General features: G+C 36.3%; 18 protein-coding genes. 8 read left to right on the plus strand and 10 right to left on the minus strand.

Annotation, left to right across the window (positions count from 1 at the left end):
• Positions 1-17: 17 nt before the first annotated feature.
• From trpS to ileS, 9 genes are all read right to left on the minus strand, one after another.
• Positions 18-986 (minus strand): tryptophan--tRNA ligase, encoded by a 969-nt coding sequence (gene trpS / locus EG344_RS12880; protein WP_123909771.1) that lies wholly within the window; start codon positions 984-986, stop codon positions 18-20.
• A 121-nt stretch (positions 987-1,107) separates the two neighbouring features.
• A complete protein-coding gene (locus tag EG344_RS12885; RefSeq protein WP_123909772.1) occupies positions 1,108-1,968 on the minus strand; it encodes a hypothetical protein in 861 nt (286 codons plus the stop codon).
• A gap of 1 nt (position 1,969) precedes the next feature.
• Positions 1,970-2,680, minus strand: a complete 711-nt coding sequence (locus EG344_RS12890; RefSeq protein WP_123909773.1) for a hypothetical protein — start codon at positions 2,678-2,680, stop codon at positions 1,970-1,972.
• 27 nt (positions 2,681-2,707) lie between these two features.
• Entirely contained in the window at positions 2,708-3,352 is a 645-nt protein-coding gene (locus EG344_RS12895; RefSeq protein WP_123909774.1) for a vancomycin high temperature exclusion protein, read from the minus strand.
• A gap of 14 nt (positions 3,353-3,366) precedes the next feature.
• The gene (locus tag EG344_RS12900; RefSeq protein ID WP_123858138.1) at positions 3,367-4,008 is read right to left on the minus strand and encodes a lipoprotein signal peptidase; all 642 of its coding nucleotides are present in this window, start codon (positions 4,006-4,008) and stop codon (positions 3,367-3,369) included.
• Entirely contained in the window at positions 4,008-4,202 is a 195-nt protein-coding gene (locus EG344_RS12905) for a DUF2683 family protein (protein ID WP_123909775.1), read from the minus strand. Before EG344_RS12905 ends, EG344_RS12900 begins: the two co-directional genes overlap by 1 nt.
• A 17-nt stretch (positions 4,203-4,219) precedes the next feature.
• Complete coding sequence (locus EG344_RS12910) at positions 4,220-4,465, minus strand: DUF6576 domain-containing protein (RefSeq protein ID WP_123909776.1); 246 nt, start codon at positions 4,463-4,465, stop codon at positions 4,220-4,222.
• A 78-nt stretch (positions 4,466-4,543) separates the two neighbouring features.
• Positions 4,544-4,924, minus strand: coding sequence for a TraR/DksA family transcriptional regulator (locus EG344_RS12915; RefSeq protein ID WP_045501318.1), 381 nt, complete (start codon positions 4,922-4,924; stop codon positions 4,544-4,546).
• Between the two features lie 58 nt (positions 4,925-4,982).
• A complete protein-coding gene (gene ileS, locus EG344_RS12920) occupies positions 4,983-8,378 on the minus strand; it encodes an isoleucine--tRNA ligase (RefSeq protein WP_123909777.1) in 3,396 nt (1,131 codons plus the stop codon).
• Positions 8,379-8,831: 453 nt separating this feature from the next.
• Here ileS and EG344_RS24435 point away from each other — a divergent pair, with 453 nt between their 5' ends.
• The 3 genes from EG344_RS24435 (at position 8,832) to EG344_RS12935 (ending at position 12,558) form a co-directional block, all read left to right on the plus strand.
• A complete protein-coding gene (locus EG344_RS24435; protein ID WP_123909778.1) occupies positions 8,832-10,520 on the plus strand; it encodes a M23 family metallopeptidase in 1,689 nt (562 codons plus the stop codon).
• Positions 10,521-10,611: 91 nt separating this feature from the next.
• The gene (locus tag EG344_RS12930) at positions 10,612-11,904 is read left to right on the plus strand and encodes a phenylacetate--CoA ligase family protein (protein ID WP_123909779.1); all 1,293 of its coding nucleotides are present in this window, start codon (positions 10,612-10,614) and stop codon (positions 11,902-11,904) included.
• A 45-nt stretch (positions 11,905-11,949) separates the two neighbouring features.
• Positions 11,950-12,558, plus strand: a complete 609-nt coding sequence (locus EG344_RS12935; RefSeq protein WP_123909780.1) for a hypothetical protein — start codon at positions 11,950-11,952, stop codon at positions 12,556-12,558.
• A 33-nt stretch (positions 12,559-12,591) separates the two neighbouring features.
• Here the strand turns inward: EG344_RS12935 and EG344_RS12940 are convergent, their stop codons facing one another.
• Entirely contained in the window at positions 12,592-13,842 is a 1,251-nt protein-coding gene (locus EG344_RS12940) for an NAD(P)/FAD-dependent oxidoreductase (protein ID WP_123909781.1), read from the minus strand.
• Positions 13,843-13,940: 98 nt separating this feature from the next.
• Between EG344_RS12940 and hutH the strand changes: the two genes are divergently transcribed.
• The 5 genes from hutH to EG344_RS12965 all read left to right on the plus strand — a co-directional run bounded on the left by hutH (position 13,941) and on the right by EG344_RS12965 (position 18,849).
• Complete coding sequence (gene hutH, locus EG344_RS12945) at positions 13,941-15,461, plus strand: histidine ammonia-lyase (protein ID WP_185145559.1); 1,521 nt, start codon at positions 13,941-13,943, stop codon at positions 15,459-15,461.
• Positions 15,462-15,540: 79 nt separating this feature from the next.
• A complete protein-coding gene (gene fabG, locus EG344_RS12950) occupies positions 15,541-16,272 on the plus strand; it encodes a 3-oxoacyl-ACP reductase FabG (protein WP_123909783.1) in 732 nt (243 codons plus the stop codon).
• 107 nt (positions 16,273-16,379) lie between these two features.
• The gene (locus tag EG344_RS12955) at positions 16,380-17,600 is read left to right on the plus strand and encodes a beta-ketoacyl-[acyl-carrier-protein] synthase family protein (RefSeq protein ID WP_123909784.1); all 1,221 of its coding nucleotides are present in this window, start codon (positions 16,380-16,382) and stop codon (positions 17,598-17,600) included.
• 4 nt (positions 17,601-17,604) lie between these two features.
• Positions 17,605-17,859, plus strand: a complete 255-nt coding sequence (locus tag EG344_RS12960; protein ID WP_123858127.1) for an acyl carrier protein — start codon at positions 17,605-17,607, stop codon at positions 17,857-17,859.
• Positions 17,860-17,964: 105 nt separating this feature from the next.
• The gene (locus EG344_RS12965; RefSeq protein ID WP_123909785.1) at positions 17,965-18,849 is read left to right on the plus strand and encodes a lipid A biosynthesis acyltransferase; all 885 of its coding nucleotides are present in this window, start codon (positions 17,965-17,967) and stop codon (positions 18,847-18,849) included.
• Positions 18,850-18,985 lie beyond the last annotated feature (136 nt).

Below are 18,985 nucleotides of genomic sequence, written 5' to 3' on the forward strand. Positions count from 1 at the left end.
ATGTTTAAAACTCAGGATTAAAATCCTAAGCTTGTTCTTACTCTTTTAAGAGTTTCCATAGCGATAGGCTTTGTCTTTTCAGCTCCTTGCTGAAGTTTCGCTTCCAGCTCATCAAGATTGTTCATATAATAATTGAACGTTTCTCTCTCCTTTTCAAAACGAACCAAAATAAGATCTAAAAGCTCTTTTTTAGCGTGTCCGTATCCGAAGTTTCCTGCAAGATATTTTGCTCTTAATTCCTCAGTTTGCTCAGGGGTAGCGATTAGTTCATAAATCTGGAATGTTTTATCTGTTTCAGGATCTTTAGGATCTTCTAAAGACTTAGAATCAGATTCAATACTCATTACCTGCTTTTTCAGTTCTTTTTCAGGTAAGAAGATGTTGATGATATTTCCCATGGATTTTGACATTTTACGGCCATCCGTTCCAGGAACATATTTAGTGTCTTCCTGAAGTTCAGATTGTGGAAGTACAAAAACTTCGCCCATTTGGTTATTAAACCTTGAAGCTACATCTCTTGCAATTTCCAAATGCTGAAGCTGATCTTTTCCTACAGGAACAATCTCTGCATCATATAGTAAAATATCGGCAGCCATTAAAATAGGGTAGGTAAAGAGACCCGCATTTACATCCTGAAGTCTGTCAGCTTTATCCTTAAATGAATGCGCTAATGTTAATCTTTGATAAGGGAAAAAACATGATAAATGCCAAGATAGTTCACAGGTTTCAGCGATATCACTTTGTCTGTAGAAAAATGTTTTTTCGGTATCTAATCCACAAGCAAGCCAAGCCGCAGCAATCTCGTAGGTATTTTGTCTTAAAGTTTGCGCATCTTTAATCTGAGTCAGCGTATGAAGATTCGCAATAAATAAAAATGATTCATTTCCCTCCTGCTTTGAAAGTTCGATCGCAGGAATAATTGCCCCTAATAAATTTCCAAGATGGGGTGTTCCGGTGGCTTGAATGCCGGTAAGAATTCTTGACATTTGTTTAAAATTTATATTTAAAAATTAATGAATTGCAAATTTACGCAAAATTACTTTCTAATTGTGTTATAGTATTCGATTCCTACTCTTTTCTTTAGTGAAGAATTCTGGATCAATAAACCTATTTCTTTAATTCAATTTTATAAATAAATGTAAGAACCTTGAAATGCCAAAGTGTTAAAGTTTGTTCTGCTGATATAATATCATTTTCGGAACCAATAATGAGACGATCACGGAAAGAACGTATAAATTGTGACCAATATTCACCTTTAGAATCTTTAAGTAAAAAATAGAAACCTGCATCCCCAAATTTTTTTCCTGAAGAATCTAAAATCAGTTCCCCACTTTTTCCGATGCTAGGAGTCATCAACACGGTTGCATTCCCATTAGGTAAAGGAAATACAGCCTTTACGCAAGTTTTTCCTGACGGTAAATTGCTGATGCCATACACTCCGGAATAGATCACTTGCCCGGTTGATTCAATAGAACGAAACCAAAATGTGTGTTTTATTCCATTGGTCGTTGGGTCGGTGAGGTTGATGATTTCGCTTTTTAGAGATTCTGAATTGTCAATGTTTTTTGTAGGAATATTCAGTTGGTTAATTCTATTACTGAATAATTTATTAATTAAAATTCCAAAAAATTTGAAAAATGGATTCCATTCTATAGAAAAATTTAAGTTATAATTTGAGGTGTTTTCATAGAAGTCAATCACATTTTTGGATAAATTGGAGAACTCAGTTTCAGATAAGTTAAGCTTTAGCATTGAAGGAATAATACCTTTTACTTTTGAGCCTTTTTCTACAATTAAATTCTCTTTTTCTGCAAATTGATGAATAAAATCTTCGCTCATTGCAGTCAAGCTCCCAAAAGGCCCCATCAGCCAGAGAGAATTTTCAGGCTTAATTTTTCTTCCACGCAGAATTACCCATTGTTGAGTAAACCAATCCTGGAACTTCTGTATGGGATAAGCCAATCTCATTTTAGTTGTTTTTAAGATTTGGAATAATGTTGCGTTGCCCATTCCATTCCCCAAATTCTGAAATGGGTTTAAAGCGCAACGTTGTAAATTCAAAATGAAAATCTTTTCGATCTCTTTCTTTCATTGCATCGGCGTGCCTTTCTGGTTTTGGAACTTTGCTATGTCCATGAACCATATCAGTCATTTCTTTTTGATTTTTCCAAATTGAAAAAGTGGAAACGGTATTAAGAAATTTGATGGAAGCTAAAGACAAAGTGGTTGCCGGATGATCCCGAACCAATTTTTCAACCGGCCTTCCCCAATGAATAAATCTGGGAATTTCCAAAAATTTCATTCTGGCAATGGTTACTGCAACGACTGGCGAATTCGGATTTTCAAATTCTAGGGTTTCATCAGGAATTTCAAACTTGTTGAATTTTCCCCATTTTCTCATAAAAGTTAATCTTGTGTGCCAACCTTCAGATAAAATTTTGCCTAGACTGTCTTTAGCTAAAAAATTTTCGATATCCCTTTCATTTTCCCATTGTGCAAATACAGCGATTTGTCTTATCAACATTCGGGAGGGTGAAAAAATAGGAGAGCCTAAGGTCATCACCGTCATAATTTCTGCGTGAATTAACCCAGAGATATTTCTTGATTTCGGTGAAGAAAAAAGAATTCTGAGCGCAGAAAAGTAATCTGTTTTTACTAAATGATACGTGAAGACACTCATTTTTTGTGATTGTATTTGTTTTTAATACTAAGGAATCAAAATCTTTTCTCCTCCAAATTTTGGCTGTACACCAAGGATAAGATCCCAATATACTTTAGCCTTTGCCAGATACTCTCTCAAATTAGTCTTTAAACCTGCGTATTTATTTACATCTTCTGCATTATACCCAAAAGCCTGTATCCCGTTTTTCTGAGCTAGAAATACTGCTCTTTCGTTGTGGAATTTCTGAGAGATAATAATAATCTTGGTTTGTCCGAAAATATCCTTTGCTCTTACTACGGAATCCAAAGTGCGAAATCCTGCATGGTCTAAAATGATTTTATCCTGTGGAATCCCCTGCTGAACCAATGCAATTTGCATATCTTCCGGTTCATTATAGTCTTTGCTGCTGTTGTCACCACTTACAATAATGTATTGAATCTTTCCACTTTTAAAAAGATCTGTAGCTGCTTTAATTCTGTTATAGAAATAAGCATTGGGCATTCCATTGTTTAAGGTTTTTCCTGTTCCTAAGAGTAAAGCGGTTTTTGCGGTTGGTACATCGGCGATATTGTAAGATACAGAAGCTGCACTTTCCTTTTTAATGCTATAATTAGCCCAGGCAATAAAAATAATTCCTGCTACCAGAAGAAGCAGGAAAAATTTAAAAATATTTTTGATTGTTTTTCTCATTCGAAATACATCTGTTAGAATTCAAGTCCGTTCGGGAAAGCTTTTTTTCTGAATATTAATAAGAAAGCAGCTCCTACGGTAATGGCTGAATCGGCAACATTGAAAATATATTTAAAGAATTCAATATGTTTTCCACCAATGATAGGCCAGCTATCGGGAACATACCAGTCCACTACTGGGAAGTGAAGCATATCCACAACGCATCCTTTCATAAAAGTAGAGTATCCCTGTCCGAAAGGAACAAATTTTGAAACCCCGCCATAACCAATCCATCGGTCTGTACTGGCATCATACACCGTTCCGCTATCGAAGATCATTCCATAAAACATGCCATCAATAAGGTTTCCGATAGCTCCTGCAAAGATAATCGCCATTGGAATTAAAAGGTAGTTGGAGGCACCTTCTTTGATCCATTTTTTAAACATGTAAACCATTCCTCCAATCAGGAAAATCCTTAGGATGACAAGAAAATACTTTCCGATAATACCACCAAAATGAAATCCATAAGCCATTCCTGGGTTTTCAACAAAAGTTTTATTGAAGAAACCTTCTATAACAGGAATACTTTCATTCAGCTCAAAATGAGTTTTGATGTAAATTTTTGAAGCCTGGTCTATCAATAATACCAAAAAAGTGATAGCTAAGATCTTTTTCATTACTCTCCTTTAGGTTTTGAAGGTTTTGAAGCAGGTCTTGCGTTTTTATTATCGCTTGCTTTCTTAACCACTTTTTGTCCGTTATATGAACTTTTCACATGAGCTTTCTCAAATTTAATGTTCATTTCTTTCAAAACGCTTTTTAATGCGCTCAATTCCATAGAATTTTTAGGATGTACTATGATTGATTCCATTTCTTAGTATTTTAATTTTACATTTTGGACAACTCGTCAAGCCTTTTTCTATCTTTTTCAGATAGATCGTTGACTCCGTTTTTGCCCATCTTACTCAATAGTCTGTCTATTTCTTTCTCCCGGTCACGTTTATCAGAATTAAACTGGTCATCAATAGTGTAGTTTGTGTGCTTTGGAGGAAAGAATCTGCTTCTGATCCATTCTCTGTTGAAAAAAACCAGCACTGCTGCCACAATGATTACCAATATTAATACTTCGCTCATGGGTATACATTAAAAATTAGGTTTATAAGGTATCCGGAGATACCATATAAACCCAATATTATTTTACAAACCTTACGGCTATTTCTGCATGTTTTTCGCTTCAATGCTTAGTGTAGCATGAGGAACGGCTAAAAGTCTTTCCTTAGGAATTAACTTTCCTGTTACTCTACAAACACCGTAAGTCTTGTTTTCGATTCTGATTAATGCATTCTTAAGATCACGAACGAATTTTTCCTGTCTTCCTGCAAGAATAGAGTTCTGCTCTTTGCTCAAAGTCTCTGCACCTTCTTCAAATGCTTTGAATGTTGGTGAAGTATCATCCGTCCCATTATTCTGGTCATTGATAAAACTTTCTCTGATAAGCTGAAGATCTTTCTCCGCCTTTTCTATTTTTTCTTTTATGATCGCTCTAAATTCCTGTAAATCAGCATCGCTGTATCTAACTCTTTCGTCTGACATATTCTTTCTCTTTTTTAATAAAATTATGAAATGGAATTTGAAATATAATAACTACATGTTAATTTTTTTCAACATTTATCTTAAAATTAACCTCATCTATTTCGATTTCGTTAAAATTTGAAAGTGAAGATACAATTTCTATTTTACTTGACAAGACCTCGGAAGAAATATATTCTTCATTTTTCTTAATATCTTCAAGGAATGGTGAATTCTCTTCAATGGAGATATTAATTCTGTCTGTAAGTTCGAAATCTTTCTCTTTTCTCAAGTTCTGAATTCTGTTGATGAATTCTCTTGCGATTCCTTCAGATTTTAACTCATCGGTTAACGTCAAATCTAATGCCACAGTTGTTTTACCATCAGAAGTTACTGTCCATCCCGGGATATCTTTAGTAGAGATTTCCACGTCTTCAAGCGTAATCTCATAGCCTTGAACATCCAGTTTTCCTTCTTTTTCAAGAGCGGCAATCTGTTCTGTGGTAAGATTGGTAATCTCGGCACCCACCACCTTCATGTCTTTTCCTAGTTTAGGACCAAGAGCTTTGAAGTTCGGTTTTATCTGTTTTACAATTAAGTGAGAGGCTTCTTCAGCATTAATTAACTGTAATTCTTTCACGTTGACTTCCTGCTTGATAAGATCTGCAACAGCAAGAATCTGTTCTTCTGTTTTAGCATCCAATACAGGAACCAATACTTTTTGTAACGGCTGACGAACTTTCACGTTTTCTTTCTTTCTTAAAGAGAAAACCATACTTGTAATGTTTTGTGCTAAGTGTGTTTTTTCAACCAGATCCTGATCGATTAAACTTTCGTCAGCAACCGGGAAGTCTGTTAAGTGTACAGATTCACAGTTTTCTTTACCTGTTACTTTATTTAAGTCCTGATACAACTGATCCATGAAGAATGGAGCAATAGGAGCAGATAGTTTAGCTACTACTTCAAGACAAGTATATAAAGTCTGGTAGGCAGAGATCTTATCATCAGAATAATCTCCTTTCCAGAAACGTCTTCTGCATAATCTTACATACCAGTTACTCAAGTTATCATTTACAAATGTACTGATCGCTCTTGCTACTCTTGTCGGTTCATAATCTTCATAGAATGCCTTTACTTCTTTGATCAGTAAGTTCAGCTCAGAAAGGATCCATCTGTCAATTTCAGGACGGTTCTCCACTTCTTTTTCTGAATAATTGAATCCGTCAACATTCGCATATAATGCAAAGAATGAATACGTATTATAAAGGGTTCCGAAGAACTTTCTTCTTACTTCATCAATTCCTTCGATATCAAACTTCAGGTTCTCCCAAGGATTTGCATTGGAAATCATGTACCAACGGGTAGCATCCGGTCCGTATACAGAAAGGGTTTCAAACGGATCTACTGCATTTCCTAAACGTTTGGACATTTTTTGTCCGTTTTTATCCAAAACAAGACCGTTACTCATTACGTTTTTATACGCAACAGAATCAAAAACAGCTGTTCCGATTGCATGAAGCGTATAGAACCATCCACGAGTCTGGTCAACACCTTCCGCGATGAAGTCCGCAGGGAATGCCTTGTTGTTATCGATCATTTCTTTATTCTCGAAAGGATAGTGCAATTGTGCATAGGGCATAGAACCTGAATCGAACCAAACGTCGATCAAGTCACTTTCACGCTTCATTGCTTTTCCTGAATCAGAAACCAATACAACTTTATCTACAACATTTTTGTGAAGATCAACCAATTCGTAGTTTGATTCAGACATATTGCCTATCTCAAAACCTTTGAATGGATTTTCAGTCATTAATCCTGCAGCAATTGATTTCTCAATTTCGTTGTAAAGTTCTTCTACAGAACCGATGATCTTTTCTTCTTTCAGGTCATCTGTTCTCCAGATTGGCAATGGAATACCCCAATATCTTGAACGGGACAGATTCCAGTCGTTTACATTTTCCAACCAGTTGGCAAAACGTCCTTCCCCGGTAGCTTTTGGTTTCCAGTTGATTTCCTTGTTCAGATTAACCAATCTGTCTTTTACAGCAGTCATCTTCACAAACCATGAATCCAAAGGATAGTATAATACCGGCTTGTCAGTTCTCCAACAGTGTGGGTAGGAGTGAACATATTTTTCTACTTTGAAAGCTTTGTTCTCTGTTTTCAACAAGATTGCAAGCTCTACATCCCAAGATTTCTCTGGCGCAGTTCCTTCATCGTAATATTCGTTCTTGATATATTTTCCTGAGAATACTTCAGGAACATTCTCACCCTGAATAAATTTACCTTGTAAATCTACCAAAGGAACAAGATTGTCGTTTTCATCCTTTACCAACATTGGCGGGATCTCAGGCTGAGCCATTTTAGAGACTCTTGCATCATCAGCACCAAAAGTAGGAGCTGTGTGTACGATACCTGTACCATCTTCAGTGGTTACGAAATCACCTAAGATTACTCTGAAAGCATTTTCAGGGTTGTCGTTTGGCGTAAACCAAGGAACTAATTGCTCATATCTTGTATCAACAAGTTGTTCTCCTGTGAATTCTTTTAAAATTCTGAACGGAATTACTTTCGTTTCCGGAGTATAGTTGGCAAAATCTTCGTCTGTACCTTCAGCATATTTCTTACCGAATACTTTAGGTAAAAGAACGCTGGCTAATACAACGGTTACCGGCTCAAATGTATATTGATTAAATGTTTTAACCACAACATATTCAATATCTCTACCTACTGTCAATGCGGTGTTGGATGGCAACGTCCAAGGAGTTGTCGTCCATGCAAGGATATGTACGTCTCCATCAACATCGTTGAATAAAGCAGATGAATCTTTCTTTACTTTAAACTGAGCAACCACTGTTGTATCTGAAACATCACGATACGTTCCGGGCTGGTTCAATTCATGAGAAGAAAGTCCTGTACCTGCTTTTGGAGAGTAAGGCTGGATCGTATATCCTTTATACAACAAGCTTTTGTCATATAATTGCTTCAACAACCACCAAACAGTTTCCATATATTTTGACTTGTACGTAATGTACGGATCATCAAGGTCTACCCAATATCCGATTTTCTCTGTAAGGTTATTCCACACATCGGTATAACGCATTACAGCTTCACGACAAGCTTTATTATAATCTTCAATAGAGATTTTTTTGCCAATATCTTCTTTTGTAATTCCTAATTCTTTTTCTACACCTAGTTCCACAGGAAGACCATGCGTATCCCAGCCTGCTTTACGGAAAACCTGTTTCCCGTTTTGAGTCTGGTAACGGCAGAAAATATCCTTCAATGCTCTTGCCATTACGTGGTGAATTCCAGGCATACCATTTGCTGAAGGCGGACCTTCATAAAAAACAAACTCAGGATTTCCCTGACGAATCTCAACACTCTTATTGAAAGTTTTATTTTGTTTCCAAAACTCCGCTACATTCTCTGCTACGTCAATAAGGTTGAGGTTTTTGTATTCTTTAAATTGGCTCATTGTAAATATCTCAATTCGTTGATTAATTAAGTCTGCAAATTTAGTGAATTTTGTCGGTTTATAAGATATGTTTTATGCAGGTAATTTCTATTAAAAACTTCAATCTCAGAAATATAAATGAAGAAGCATCTAAAAAGCCAATGGTGAGCCTTAAATACGTGAATATTTCTTAAGCTTTCTTGAACGTTTTTAACTCTTTAAATTCAAAGAAAAATTCAATAGAAGCAGGCTAAAGCCCGCTGAAAAAATAGAAAACAATCCATTGGCTTCAGCCAAAACTTAATATAACTTCTCGCAGATTAGATAGATTGCGCAGATGTTATCAGCGGCCATCTGTGATAATCTGTGTCATCTGTGGTTAAAAATAAAAAATCATCCAATTTGAAATAAAACAATAGCACGATCATTGCTTGAAATCTCGTATATTTAAGTAGAACTAAACCCAAATGCTGTATGAAAATCTTCTCTAAACTGATGGCGGCTATCTGTTTGATTACTGCCATCCTCACACAAGCCCAAAATAACTATCCCCAAAACTATTTCCGAAACCCGTTGAATATTCCCATGCAGCTGGCCGCTAATTTTGGAGCGGTAAGAACCAATCATTTTCACATGGGATTGGATCTGAGGACGAACAGTCAGGAAAATTTATCTGTACTGGCCGCAGCAGACGGTTATGTAAGCAGAATAAAAGTGGAGCGTTATGGCTTTGGAAATGCCATATATATTACCCACCCGAATGGTTTTACAACAGTGTATGCCCATTTGAATAAATATTTTGATAAGCTTGATGAATATGTGAAGGAGAAGCAGTACAAAGATGAAAAGTGGGAACAGGATATTACTTTCCAGCCGGGACAGTTTCCGGTTACGAAAGGTCAGCTCATTGCCCTGAGTGGAAATACCGGAGGTTCAGCGGGACCTCATCTACATTTTGAGATAAGAGATACCAAAACAGAAGAATGTCTTAATCCGTTGCTGTTTGGATTTAATATCCCGGATTCTGTAGCGCCTATTATCAGTGGATTGTATTGGTATGACCGCAGATTCAGTACGTATGAACCGGGAGCTAATGGAATTGCTGTTAAGAAAATAGGAAATGCTTATACAGCAGATGTTGTCAGAGTTAATTCTCCGATGATAAGTTTTGGAATTAAAGCAGTAGATAAAGCCAACCAGGGATTTAATCTGGGGATTTATAAAGCAGAATTATTGATGGATGGAAAACTGATCTACGGCTTTAGCATTGATAAAGTGAGTTATGATGATACCCGCTATCTGAATGGCTGTATAGATTATACCAAATTCATCAGAGATAAAGTAGGAATTCAGCATCTGTCTACATTGCCGGGAATGAAATTAGCTAATTATAGTACTTCCAATCTTTCAGGAGTCATCAATCTTCAGGATCAGGAAATTCACACTATTGAAATTATTCTAAAAGATGTAAAAGGAAATACCAGCAGGTTGACTACAAAGGTTCAGTTAGCTAATACAGGTAACGGAATTTCTCCTTCCGGGAAAGTGGTTTTGCCTAATGAAGGAAAAACGCTAACCACTGAAAATGCAGAGATCAACTTCAGTAAAAATGCAATGTATGATGCCGTGAATTTTAGTATGTATGAAAAAAACAGTAGTGATGGAAATGCCATTTCCAATACCATTGTTCTACAGAATCCATACATCCCGGTTCATGATTATTATACCTTGAAAATAAAACCCAACAGGAAATTATCCAAAGATGAAAAAGATAAAGTAGTGGTTTTGTTCAATTATGGAAGTGATAAGGATGCCGTAAAAGCAAAATGGAACGGCGACCAGGCAGAGGCACAGTTCAATAGATTAGGTACAGCAGAACTTATACTGGATAACAGTTTACCATCAGTTTCTTCAGGATGGAAAGATGGAGCTGTTGTAAGCGGAAGTTCTTTACGCTTAAAAGGAAGTACAAAAGTAGGGGATATTGTTTCATTCCGGGCAGAACTGGATGGGAAATGGCTGCGATTTGCCCGTGTGAAAAATGATTTTATCTACATTTTTGATGAAAAGTGTCCAAAAACTTCGGGAGAACATAGTTTAAAAATAACCACAATCAATACCGCGGGAAATATAAACACACAGACTTTTACATTCCGTAGATAAAACTGTAGTTGAAATCGTGAATACATTTTACATGAATACATCCTACAATCATGTAATTTTAAATACATTTGTCCTTTAAAAATTAAAATCATTGGAATTTCATCCGTTCATCGAAAAATCGAGTACTCAGGAAATAAAGGCGTTTCAGGAAGAAAAACTTCAGCAGCTTCTGGCTTATCTTGAAGGAAATTCACCTTTTTATCAGAGGTTGTTTAAGGAAAAGAATATCAATATTGGAGAAATCCGGACATTGGAAGATCTGCAAAAGATTCCTGTTACAACAAAGAATGATTTGCAGCAGCATAATCATGATTTTTTCTGTATTACACCAGATAAGATTGTAGACTACAGCACGACTTCCGGAACGTTAGGAGATCCGGTAACCTTTGGATTGTCTGATGGAGACCTTGAAAGATTGGCTTACAATGAGGCCATATCCTTTGCCTGTGCCGGAATTCAGAAGGGAGATGTAGTACAGATGATCACTACGATTGATAAACGTTTCATGGCTGGGCTTGCTTATTTTTTAGGATTAAGAAAAATGGGTGCCAGTGTTGTCAGAATGGGCCCTGGAATTCCAGAATTACAATGGGATTCTATTTTCAGATACAAACCTAAATACCTGATTACAGTTCCTTCATTTTTATTGAAGATGATTGATTATGCTGAAAAACATGGTCTGGATTATAAAAATTCAAGTGTTTATGGAGCAGTATGTATCGGAGAGAGTATTAAAAATCAGGATTTTACAGATAATATTCTTTCCCAGAAGATCAAAGAGAAATGGGATATCAAACTTTTTTCTACTTATGCTTCTACAGAAATGAGTACCGCTTTTACAGAGTGTGAGTTTCAGATCGGAGGACACCATCACCCAGAGCTGATTATTACAGAAATTCTGGATGAAGATGAAAATGTAGTGAAAGAAGGCGAAAGTGGAGAGCTGACCATCACTACTTTAGGAGTGGAAGCCATTCCTTTGCTAAGATTTAAAACCGGAGATATTGTAAAAGCCCATTATGAACCCTGTCAATGTGGAAGAAATACCATGCGATTGGGGCCTGTAATTGGAAGAAAACAGCAGATGATAAAGTATAAAGGAACAACCCTCTATCCACCTGCAATGAACGATATTCTGAATGATTTTAATAATATTCTCTGTTACCAGATCGTGATTCAGGCCAATGAGATCGGACTGGATGAAATCATCATCAAATTAAGTACAGATCAGGAAAATGAAAACTTTGTGAATGAGGTAAGAGACCATTTCCGTGCAAAATTAAGAGTAAGTCCGAAAATTGAAATCATTGATTTTGATATTCTGTCTAAAACCGTTTTTAATCCAAACAGCAGAAAGCCAATTACTTTTATTGATTTGAGATAAATGTAATATATTAGATGCTGAACTTAAATAGTAAAACTAAGACCCATGAAAAAAATATTATTACTGACATTACTGATCTTGGTGACAATGGTGTTCGGACAGGAGAAAATGGAACTCATTTCAGGAAATTTTCAAGCTTTAAAAGATCAGAAAGAAGTGAATATAGAGCTTAGATTTGATAATGTATTGTTTATGAAAGAAAACTTTACGGAAGCTCAATATCTGGAAAATAGGAAAGAAGATGTTCTGTCTAATCCTAAAAGAGGAAAAGAAGGATGGAAACAATGGATTGGAGAATGGGAACGGTATAAAAAAGAAGAGTATATTAACCATTTTGCAAAAGGTTTAGGCAAATACTATAAAGAAGTCACATTTAAAAAGGATGGCTCTGCAAAATACACATTGATACTGGATACAAAATGGCTTTTACCGGGATGGCATGCTGGACTTGTAGTGATGGAAGCACAGGTAAGCGGCACAATTAAGTTGGTGGAAGCTAGTAATCCTTCAGTGGTTTTAGCTGAAGTGGCTTTGAATAAATTTGATAAATTTATTCAAAGTAAGGATGAGGTTATGGAATATGGAAGAATTGCTACAGTATATGAATCAGCAGGAAGGTATCTGGGAAAAGAAATCAAAAAATCGATGAAATAATAAAAAACGGTCTGAATTTTCAGACCGTTTTTTTTATTCTTGAGTTTGTTCTTTTTCAAGTTTGATGAGGTTCGCAAGATTCTTAATCACCGTATCATGCTTTTTCACAAAAGGATTGTCTTTATTCCAGACATATCCGGCGAGAACCGCACAAATCTTTTTCTTTACATCCGGATTTTCCGGTTGGTGGAAGAATAATTCCTGAAGATTTCCGGTATACCATTCTTTTACATAAGTGGTGAATACATCTACACCGTATAAAATATAATCCGTGTATTCTGTCTGCCAGTCGATTTTCTCACCATTTAGCTGTCTTAATGCCAGTTTAGCAGCCAGCATTCCGGATTCTGTAGCGAAAGCCATTCCTGATGAAAAAACAGGATCAAGGAATTCAGAAGCATTACCAGTTAAGGCAAATCCGTCTCCGAATAAACTTTTAACAGAACATGAATAATCTTTCAGATGTCTTGGCTCAAAGAGAAACTCTACATCCCCAAAACGTTTCATATAATAATCAGAAAGGGAAATTGCTTTTCTTAAAGCTTCAGCAGTATCCCCATTTTCAGATAGTTTTTCAATATATTCGGTAGGTCCTACAATTCCTAAACTTGTGTTTCCGTTAGAAAAAGGAATGACCCAAAGCCATACTTCGGTTTCAATAATATCAAAAGAAATCAAAGTTCCTTCTTCACCAGGTTCTCTGTTAAGATCTTTTACATGAGAGAAAATAGCAGAGTGTGGAGATAATTTGGATGGCTTTTCAAGATCAAGCAAACGAGGTAGTACTCTTCCGTAACCACTTGAATCAATTACAAATTTTGCGTGGATTTCCTTAGTTTCACCCTCTTTAGTTCGTACGGTTGTTATGGAATCTGTTCCCTCAAACTTGATGTCGATCACTTCTGTTTCAAATTCAAGATCAACCCCTTTATTAATGACCTCCTGAGCTAAAGTATTATCAAAATCAGCTCTCGGAACCTGCCAGGTCCAATCCCAGCCTTCTCCAAATTTATTGCTGAAATCAAAAATGCAGACTTCGTCACCACGAAGGAAACGGGCACCCAGTTTTTTTTCAAAGCCCATTTTATCCAAAGCAGGGAACAGTCCGGCCTCATCAAAGTGGTCCATCACCCTTGGGATTAAGCTTTCACCGACTACCAGTCTTGGGAATTTTGTTTTTTCCACCACTTTCACGCTGACGTTATTGTTCTTTAAGTAAGAAGAAGATACGCATCCAGAAGGTCCGGCTCCGATTACAAGAACGTCAACAAATTCTTTGCTCATCTTTGATTTTTTATTTTAATAATAACTTTTATCTTTGCCGCAAAATTAGTGACAAATAATTAATATTTTACAAAATTATCAACTATTACTTTTAATTGATGAAAATAAATAACTTTTTAGAACTGAAAGACTTTCAAAAAATTATCATTGAAAATGAAAAAATAGAACTGGATGAATCACTTTTGTCAAGAGTGAATGCAAGTTTTCAGTTTTTAAAGGAATTTTCAAAAAATAAAGTAATATACGGAGTGAATACCGGTTTTGGGCCAATGGCACAATTCAAGATCAGTGATGAGGATACTCACCAGCTTCAGTATAACCTGATAAGAAGCCACTCTTCCGGAATCGGAAACCCTTTGCCTTCCCAGGAAGTGAAAGCTTGTATGCTGGCCAGAATGAATACTTTATCATTAGGAAATTCAGGAGTGCATGAATCTGTTATTTATCTTCTTCAGGAATTAATCAACAGAGATATTACCCCATTAATTTTTGAACATGGAGGAGTAGGAGCAAGTGGTGACCTTGTCCAGCTGGCTCACCTTGCTTTGGTGCTAATAGGCGAAGGAGAAGTTTTCTATAAAGGAGAAAGAAAACTGACCAAAGAGGTTTTTGAAATCGAAGAGCTGAAACCAATTCAGGTGGAGATCCGTGAAGGACTTGCCCTGATGAACGGAACTTCCGTAATGTCAGGAATTGGTATTGTAAATGCTTATAAAGCAAATCAGTTAACAGATATTTCTATTAAGCTTTCTTGCGCCATTAATGAAATTGTTCAGGCTTATGACGATCATTTATCAGAAGCATTAAACGGAACAAAAAGACACTACGGTCAGCAGAAAGTAGCAGAAAGAATGCGTGCTCACCTGGCTGACAGTAAGCTGATCAGAAAAAGAGCAGATCATCTGTATACCCATTTTGAAGAACAGGAAAAGGTATTCAAGGAAAAAGTACAGGAGTATTATTCTTTAAGATGTGTACCACAGATTTTAGGTCCGGTATTAGATACATTAGAATATACGGAGAAAGTTCTTGAAAATGAGATCAATTCTGCCAATGATAACCCGATTATTAATGTAGAAGATCAGCATGTTTACCACGGAGGAAATTTCCATGGAGACTACATTTCTCTGGAAATGGACAAATTAAAAATTGTGGTTACAAAACTTACAATGCTTGCAGAAAGACAGTTAAACTATCTTTTGAATGCTAAAATCAATGAAATTTTGCCTCCTTTTGTAAATTTAGGTAAATTAGGGTTCAATTTCGGAATGCAGGGCGTTCAGTTTACAGCAACATCTACTACAGCAGAAAGTCAAATGTTGTCAAATCCCATGTATGTTCACAGCATTCCAAATAATAATGACAATCAGGATGTGGTTAGTATGGGAACCAATGCTGCAGTAATCTGCAGAAAAGTAATTGAAAATGCTTTTGAAGTACTGGCGATTGAAGCGATTACCATTGTTCAGGCTATAGAATATCTTGGTTTTCAGAATGAAATTTCATCGTCTACAAAAGAATTATACGATGAGATCAGAAAAATAATTCCTGCATTCTCAGATGATATGGTAATGTATCCGTATCTGGAGGAAGTAAAGAAATATTTAAAAGCAATGTAACTATTAACAATAGTAGATTGTCTATAAAAAAGAAAAACAAGGTAACTTAAAAAAACTAAAACAAAATAAACACTAACGCATGAAATGTGCAATTGTAACAGGTGGCTCCAGAGGAATCGGGAGAGCAATCTGTATAAAACTGGCTGAAGAGAAGACTTACCACATACTCATTAACTACACTTCCAATGAAGCTGCGGCAAAGGAAACTTTGGCTCAAGTTGAAGAATTGGGGGCTACAGGAGAAATTCTTAAATTTGATGTAGGAAATACCGAAGAAGTACGGCAGATATTAACAGCATGGCAGGACAATAATCCTGAAGCTTTGGTAGAAGTTATCGTTAACAACGCTGGAATTACAAGAGACGGTTTATTTATGTGGATGCAGAAAGAAGACTGGAATACCGTAATCAATACAAGTTTAGATGGCTTCTTCAATGTTACTAATTTCTTTATTCAAAAGCTGCTTCGCAACAAATACGGAAGAATCATCAATATGGTTTCAGTATCCGGAGTAAAAGGAACGGCCGGTCAGACCAATTATTCTGCCGCTAAAGGAGCGTTGGTAGGTGCTACAAAAGCTCTTGCTCAGGAAGTTGCTAAGAGAAATATTACGGTAAATGCGGTCGCTCCAGGATTTATCAGAACAGATATGACTCAGGAGTTTAATGAAGATGAATTGAAGGCAATGATTCCTGCCAACCGGTTTGGAGAAGCAGAAGAGGTTGCAGATCTTGTCGCATTTTTAGCTTCCAGGAAATCGTCATACATCACAGAAGAAGTGATTAATATTAACGGTGGAATTTACTCGTAAATAATCTAACAATATACCAATGTACCAGTGTACCAATGTTGATTGGATCCCAATGAAAATATTGTTACATTGCTAGACTGATACATTGTTAAATTCAATATATACAAATGGAAAATAGGGTTGTAATTACCGGAATGGGAATTTATTCCTGCATCGGGACGTCTTTAGAAGAGGTCAGGGAATCCCTATATCAAGGAAAATCCGGTATTGTTTTAGATCAGGATAGAAAAGAGTTCGGTTTCAGATCAGGACTTACAGGAGTAGTTCCAAAACCTGATTTAAAGAATCTCCTGAACAGACGCCAGCGTGTAAGCATGGGAGAAGAAAGTGAATATGCTTATCTTGCTACCCTTGATGCCCTGAAACAGGCCAATCTTGATGAAACTTTTTTAGATGCCCATGAAGTGGGGATTTTATATGGAAATGACAGTGTTTCCCAAGCAGTGGTAGAATCTATCGACATTGCAAGGGAAAAGAAAGATACTACATTGATGGGATCAGGAGCGATCTTTAAATCAATGAACTCAACAGTAACGATGAACCTTTCTACGATCTTTAAACTAAAAGGGATCAATCTTACCATCAGTGCAGCCTGTGCAAGTGGTTCACATTCCTTAGGGCTTGCTTACATGATGATTAAGAACGGTTTTCAGGATATGATCATTTGTGGTGGGGCTCAGGAAACCAACAAATACTCTATGGCAAGCTTTGATGGATTAGGTGTTTTTTCAGCAAGAGAGGAAGACCCTACAAAAGCATCAAGACCTTTCGATGCCGGAAGAGACGGCTTGATTCCGAGTGGAGGAGCCGCTTCTTTAATCGTTGAGAGTCTGGAATCTGCCCAAAGAAGAGGAGCTCCTATCATTGCTGAAATCATAGGATATGGTTTTTCATCCAATGGCGGACATATTTCAACTCCAAATGTTGACGGACCGGCTTTAGCGATGGATAGAGCTTTGAAACAATCCGGATTGAAAGCTTCAGACATCGATTATATTAACGCTCATGCTACTTCTACTCCAATTGGTGACGCCAATGAAGCGAAAGCTATCTATGAGATTTTTGGAAGCGAAGTTCCTGTAAGCTCTACGAAATCCATGACGGGACACGAGTGCTGGATGGCTGGTGCAAGTGAAGTTATTTACTCAATTCTGATGATGCAGAATGATTTTGTAGCTCCGAATATTAACCTGGAAAATCCTGATAATGAGGCTCAAAAGATAAATTTAGTCTCCAAAACAAAAAATCAAAAAATTGATGTATTTTTGTCGAATTCTTTTGGGTTCGGGGGAACCAATTCTGCATTAATAGTTAAAAAATTTGATTAAAAACATGGAAAGGGAAAAAATTGTTGCTATTGTTAATGATTTTCTGGTTAACGAATTTGAAGTTGACGGAGATGAAATCAGTAATGATGCCAACCTTAAAAATACACTAGGACTAGACAGCTTGGATTATATTGACATGGTCGTAGTGATTGAATCCAATTTCGGAGTGAAATTAGGAGAAGCAGACTTCAAGAAAATGGTAACATTTGATGATTTCTACACAACGATTGAAAATAAGATCGTTGCAAAAAACGCATAGTTATTAAATAATCTATATTCCTTACAATGTACCAATGTAATAATAGAAGAGGATACTCAGAGATATTGTTACATTGGTACTCTTTTATATTAGCAAACTGTATGTATGAACAAGTGGAAAGGTAAATCTAAAGGGACGGTGCTGGGCTACAGGATATTCGTCTGGTGTATTAGAAATATCGGAATCAGAAGTTCATATCTCGTATTGTACCTTGTGGCTGCTTATTACGTTCTGTTTCAGAAAAAAAGCAACCAATACATTCTCTATTATTTCCAAAAAAGACTGAATTTCAGCTATTGGAAGGCTAAGCGCTCTATTTTTAAAAGCTATTTCACCTTCGGACAGGTTCTGATCGATAAAACGGCTATTTCTGCAGGTTTGAGAGAGAAATATACCTATGAATTTGATGGTATTGAAAACCTGAGAAATCTTTTGGCTGCTAAGAAAGGTGGAGTTCTTATCAGTGCTCACATCGGAAATTTTGAAGTAGCAGAGCATTTCTTTGCAGACATTGATTTTGACTGTCAAATTAACCTCGTCACTACAGATCAGGAAGTTACCGTCATCAAGGAATATCTGGAGAGTGTTTCTGTAAAAAAGAGTACTATTAAATTCATCTATGTCAAAGAAGATATGTCGCATATCTTTGAGATCAATCAGGCTTTGTCCAATAATGAACTGATCTGTTTTACGGGAGACCGTTACTTTGAAGGATCAAAATTTCTGGAAGCCGAATTATTAGGAAAAAGTGCCAAATTTCCGGCCGGACCATTCCTCATTGCTTCCCGTTTGGGAGTACCTGTGGTATATGTTTATGTGATGAAAGAAAAGAACCTTCATTACCATTTGTATGCACGAGTAGCACAGAATATCAAGAACCGGGATTCTCAGGGGCTTTTACAGTCTTACGTTCAGAATCTTGAAACCATGCTTAAAAAATATCCGCTTCAATGGTTTAATTATTTTGATTTTTGGGATGATGTTGATTAATTTTTCTATTTTTATTCCCTAAAAACTAATAAAAACTCAAAAATATTAAGGAAGTGAAATTCAAAAATGATATTGTTCAAATAGGATTTTCCTGTACAATAATCATAAAATAATATCCAAATTTCTTAATTTAAAA

The organism is Chryseobacterium sp. G0162 (assembly GCF_003815715.1).
Classification (GTDB): Bacteria; Bacteroidota; Bacteroidia; order Flavobacteriales; family Weeksellaceae; genus Chryseobacterium.

Coding starts and splice junctions, on each gene's coding strand:
- trpS (WP_123909771.1), bottom strand. CDS start 986: ATGTCAAGAATTCTTACCGGCATTCAAGCCACCGGAACACCCCATCTT.
- EG344_RS12885 (WP_123909772.1), bottom strand. CDS start 1,968: ATGAGATTGGCTTATCCCATACAGAAGTTCCAGGATTGGTTTACTCAA.
- EG344_RS12890 (WP_123909773.1), bottom strand. CDS start 2,680: ATGAGTGTCTTCACGTATCATTTAGTAAAAACAGATTACTTTTCTGCG.
- EG344_RS12895 (WP_123909774.1), bottom strand. CDS start 3,352: ATGAGAAAAACAATCAAAAATATTTTTAAATTTTTCCTGCTTCTTCTG.
- EG344_RS12900 (WP_123858138.1), bottom strand. CDS start 4,008: ATGAAAAAGATCTTAGCTATCACTTTTTTGGTATTATTGATAGACCAG.
- EG344_RS12905 (WP_123909775.1), bottom strand. CDS start 4,202: ATGGAATCAATCATAGTACATCCTAAAAATTCTATGGAATTGAGCGCA.
- EG344_RS12910 (WP_123909776.1), bottom strand. CDS start 4,465: ATGAGCGAAGTATTAATATTGGTAATCATTGTGGCAGCAGTGCTGGTT.
- EG344_RS12915 (WP_045501318.1), bottom strand. CDS start 4,924: ATGTCAGACGAAAGAGTTAGATACAGCGATGCTGATTTACAGGAATTT.
- ileS (WP_123909777.1), bottom strand. CDS start 8,378: ATGAGCCAATTTAAAGAATACAAAAACCTCAACCTTATTGACGTAGCA.
- EG344_RS24435 (WP_123909778.1), top strand. CDS start 8,832: ATGAAAATCTTCTCTAAACTGATGGCGGCTATCTGTTTGATTACTGCC.
- EG344_RS12935 (WP_123909780.1), top strand. CDS start 11,950: ATGAAAAAAATATTATTACTGACATTACTGATCTTGGTGACAATGGTG.
- EG344_RS12940 (WP_123909781.1), bottom strand. CDS start 13,842: ATGAGCAAAGAATTTGTTGACGTTCTTGTAATCGGAGCCGGACCTTCT.
- hutH (WP_185145559.1), top strand. CDS start 13,941: ATGAAAATAAATAACTTTTTAGAACTGAAAGACTTTCAAAAAATTATC.
- fabG (WP_123909783.1), top strand. CDS start 15,541: ATGAAATGTGCAATTGTAACAGGTGGCTCCAGAGGAATCGGGAGAGCA.
- EG344_RS12955 (WP_123909784.1), top strand. CDS start 16,380: ATGGAAAATAGGGTTGTAATTACCGGAATGGGAATTTATTCCTGCATC.
- EG344_RS12960 (WP_123858127.1), top strand. CDS start 17,605: ATGGAAAGGGAAAAAATTGTTGCTATTGTTAATGATTTTCTGGTTAAC.
- EG344_RS12965 (WP_123909785.1), top strand. CDS start 17,965: ATGAACAAGTGGAAAGGTAAATCTAAAGGGACGGTGCTGGGCTACAGG.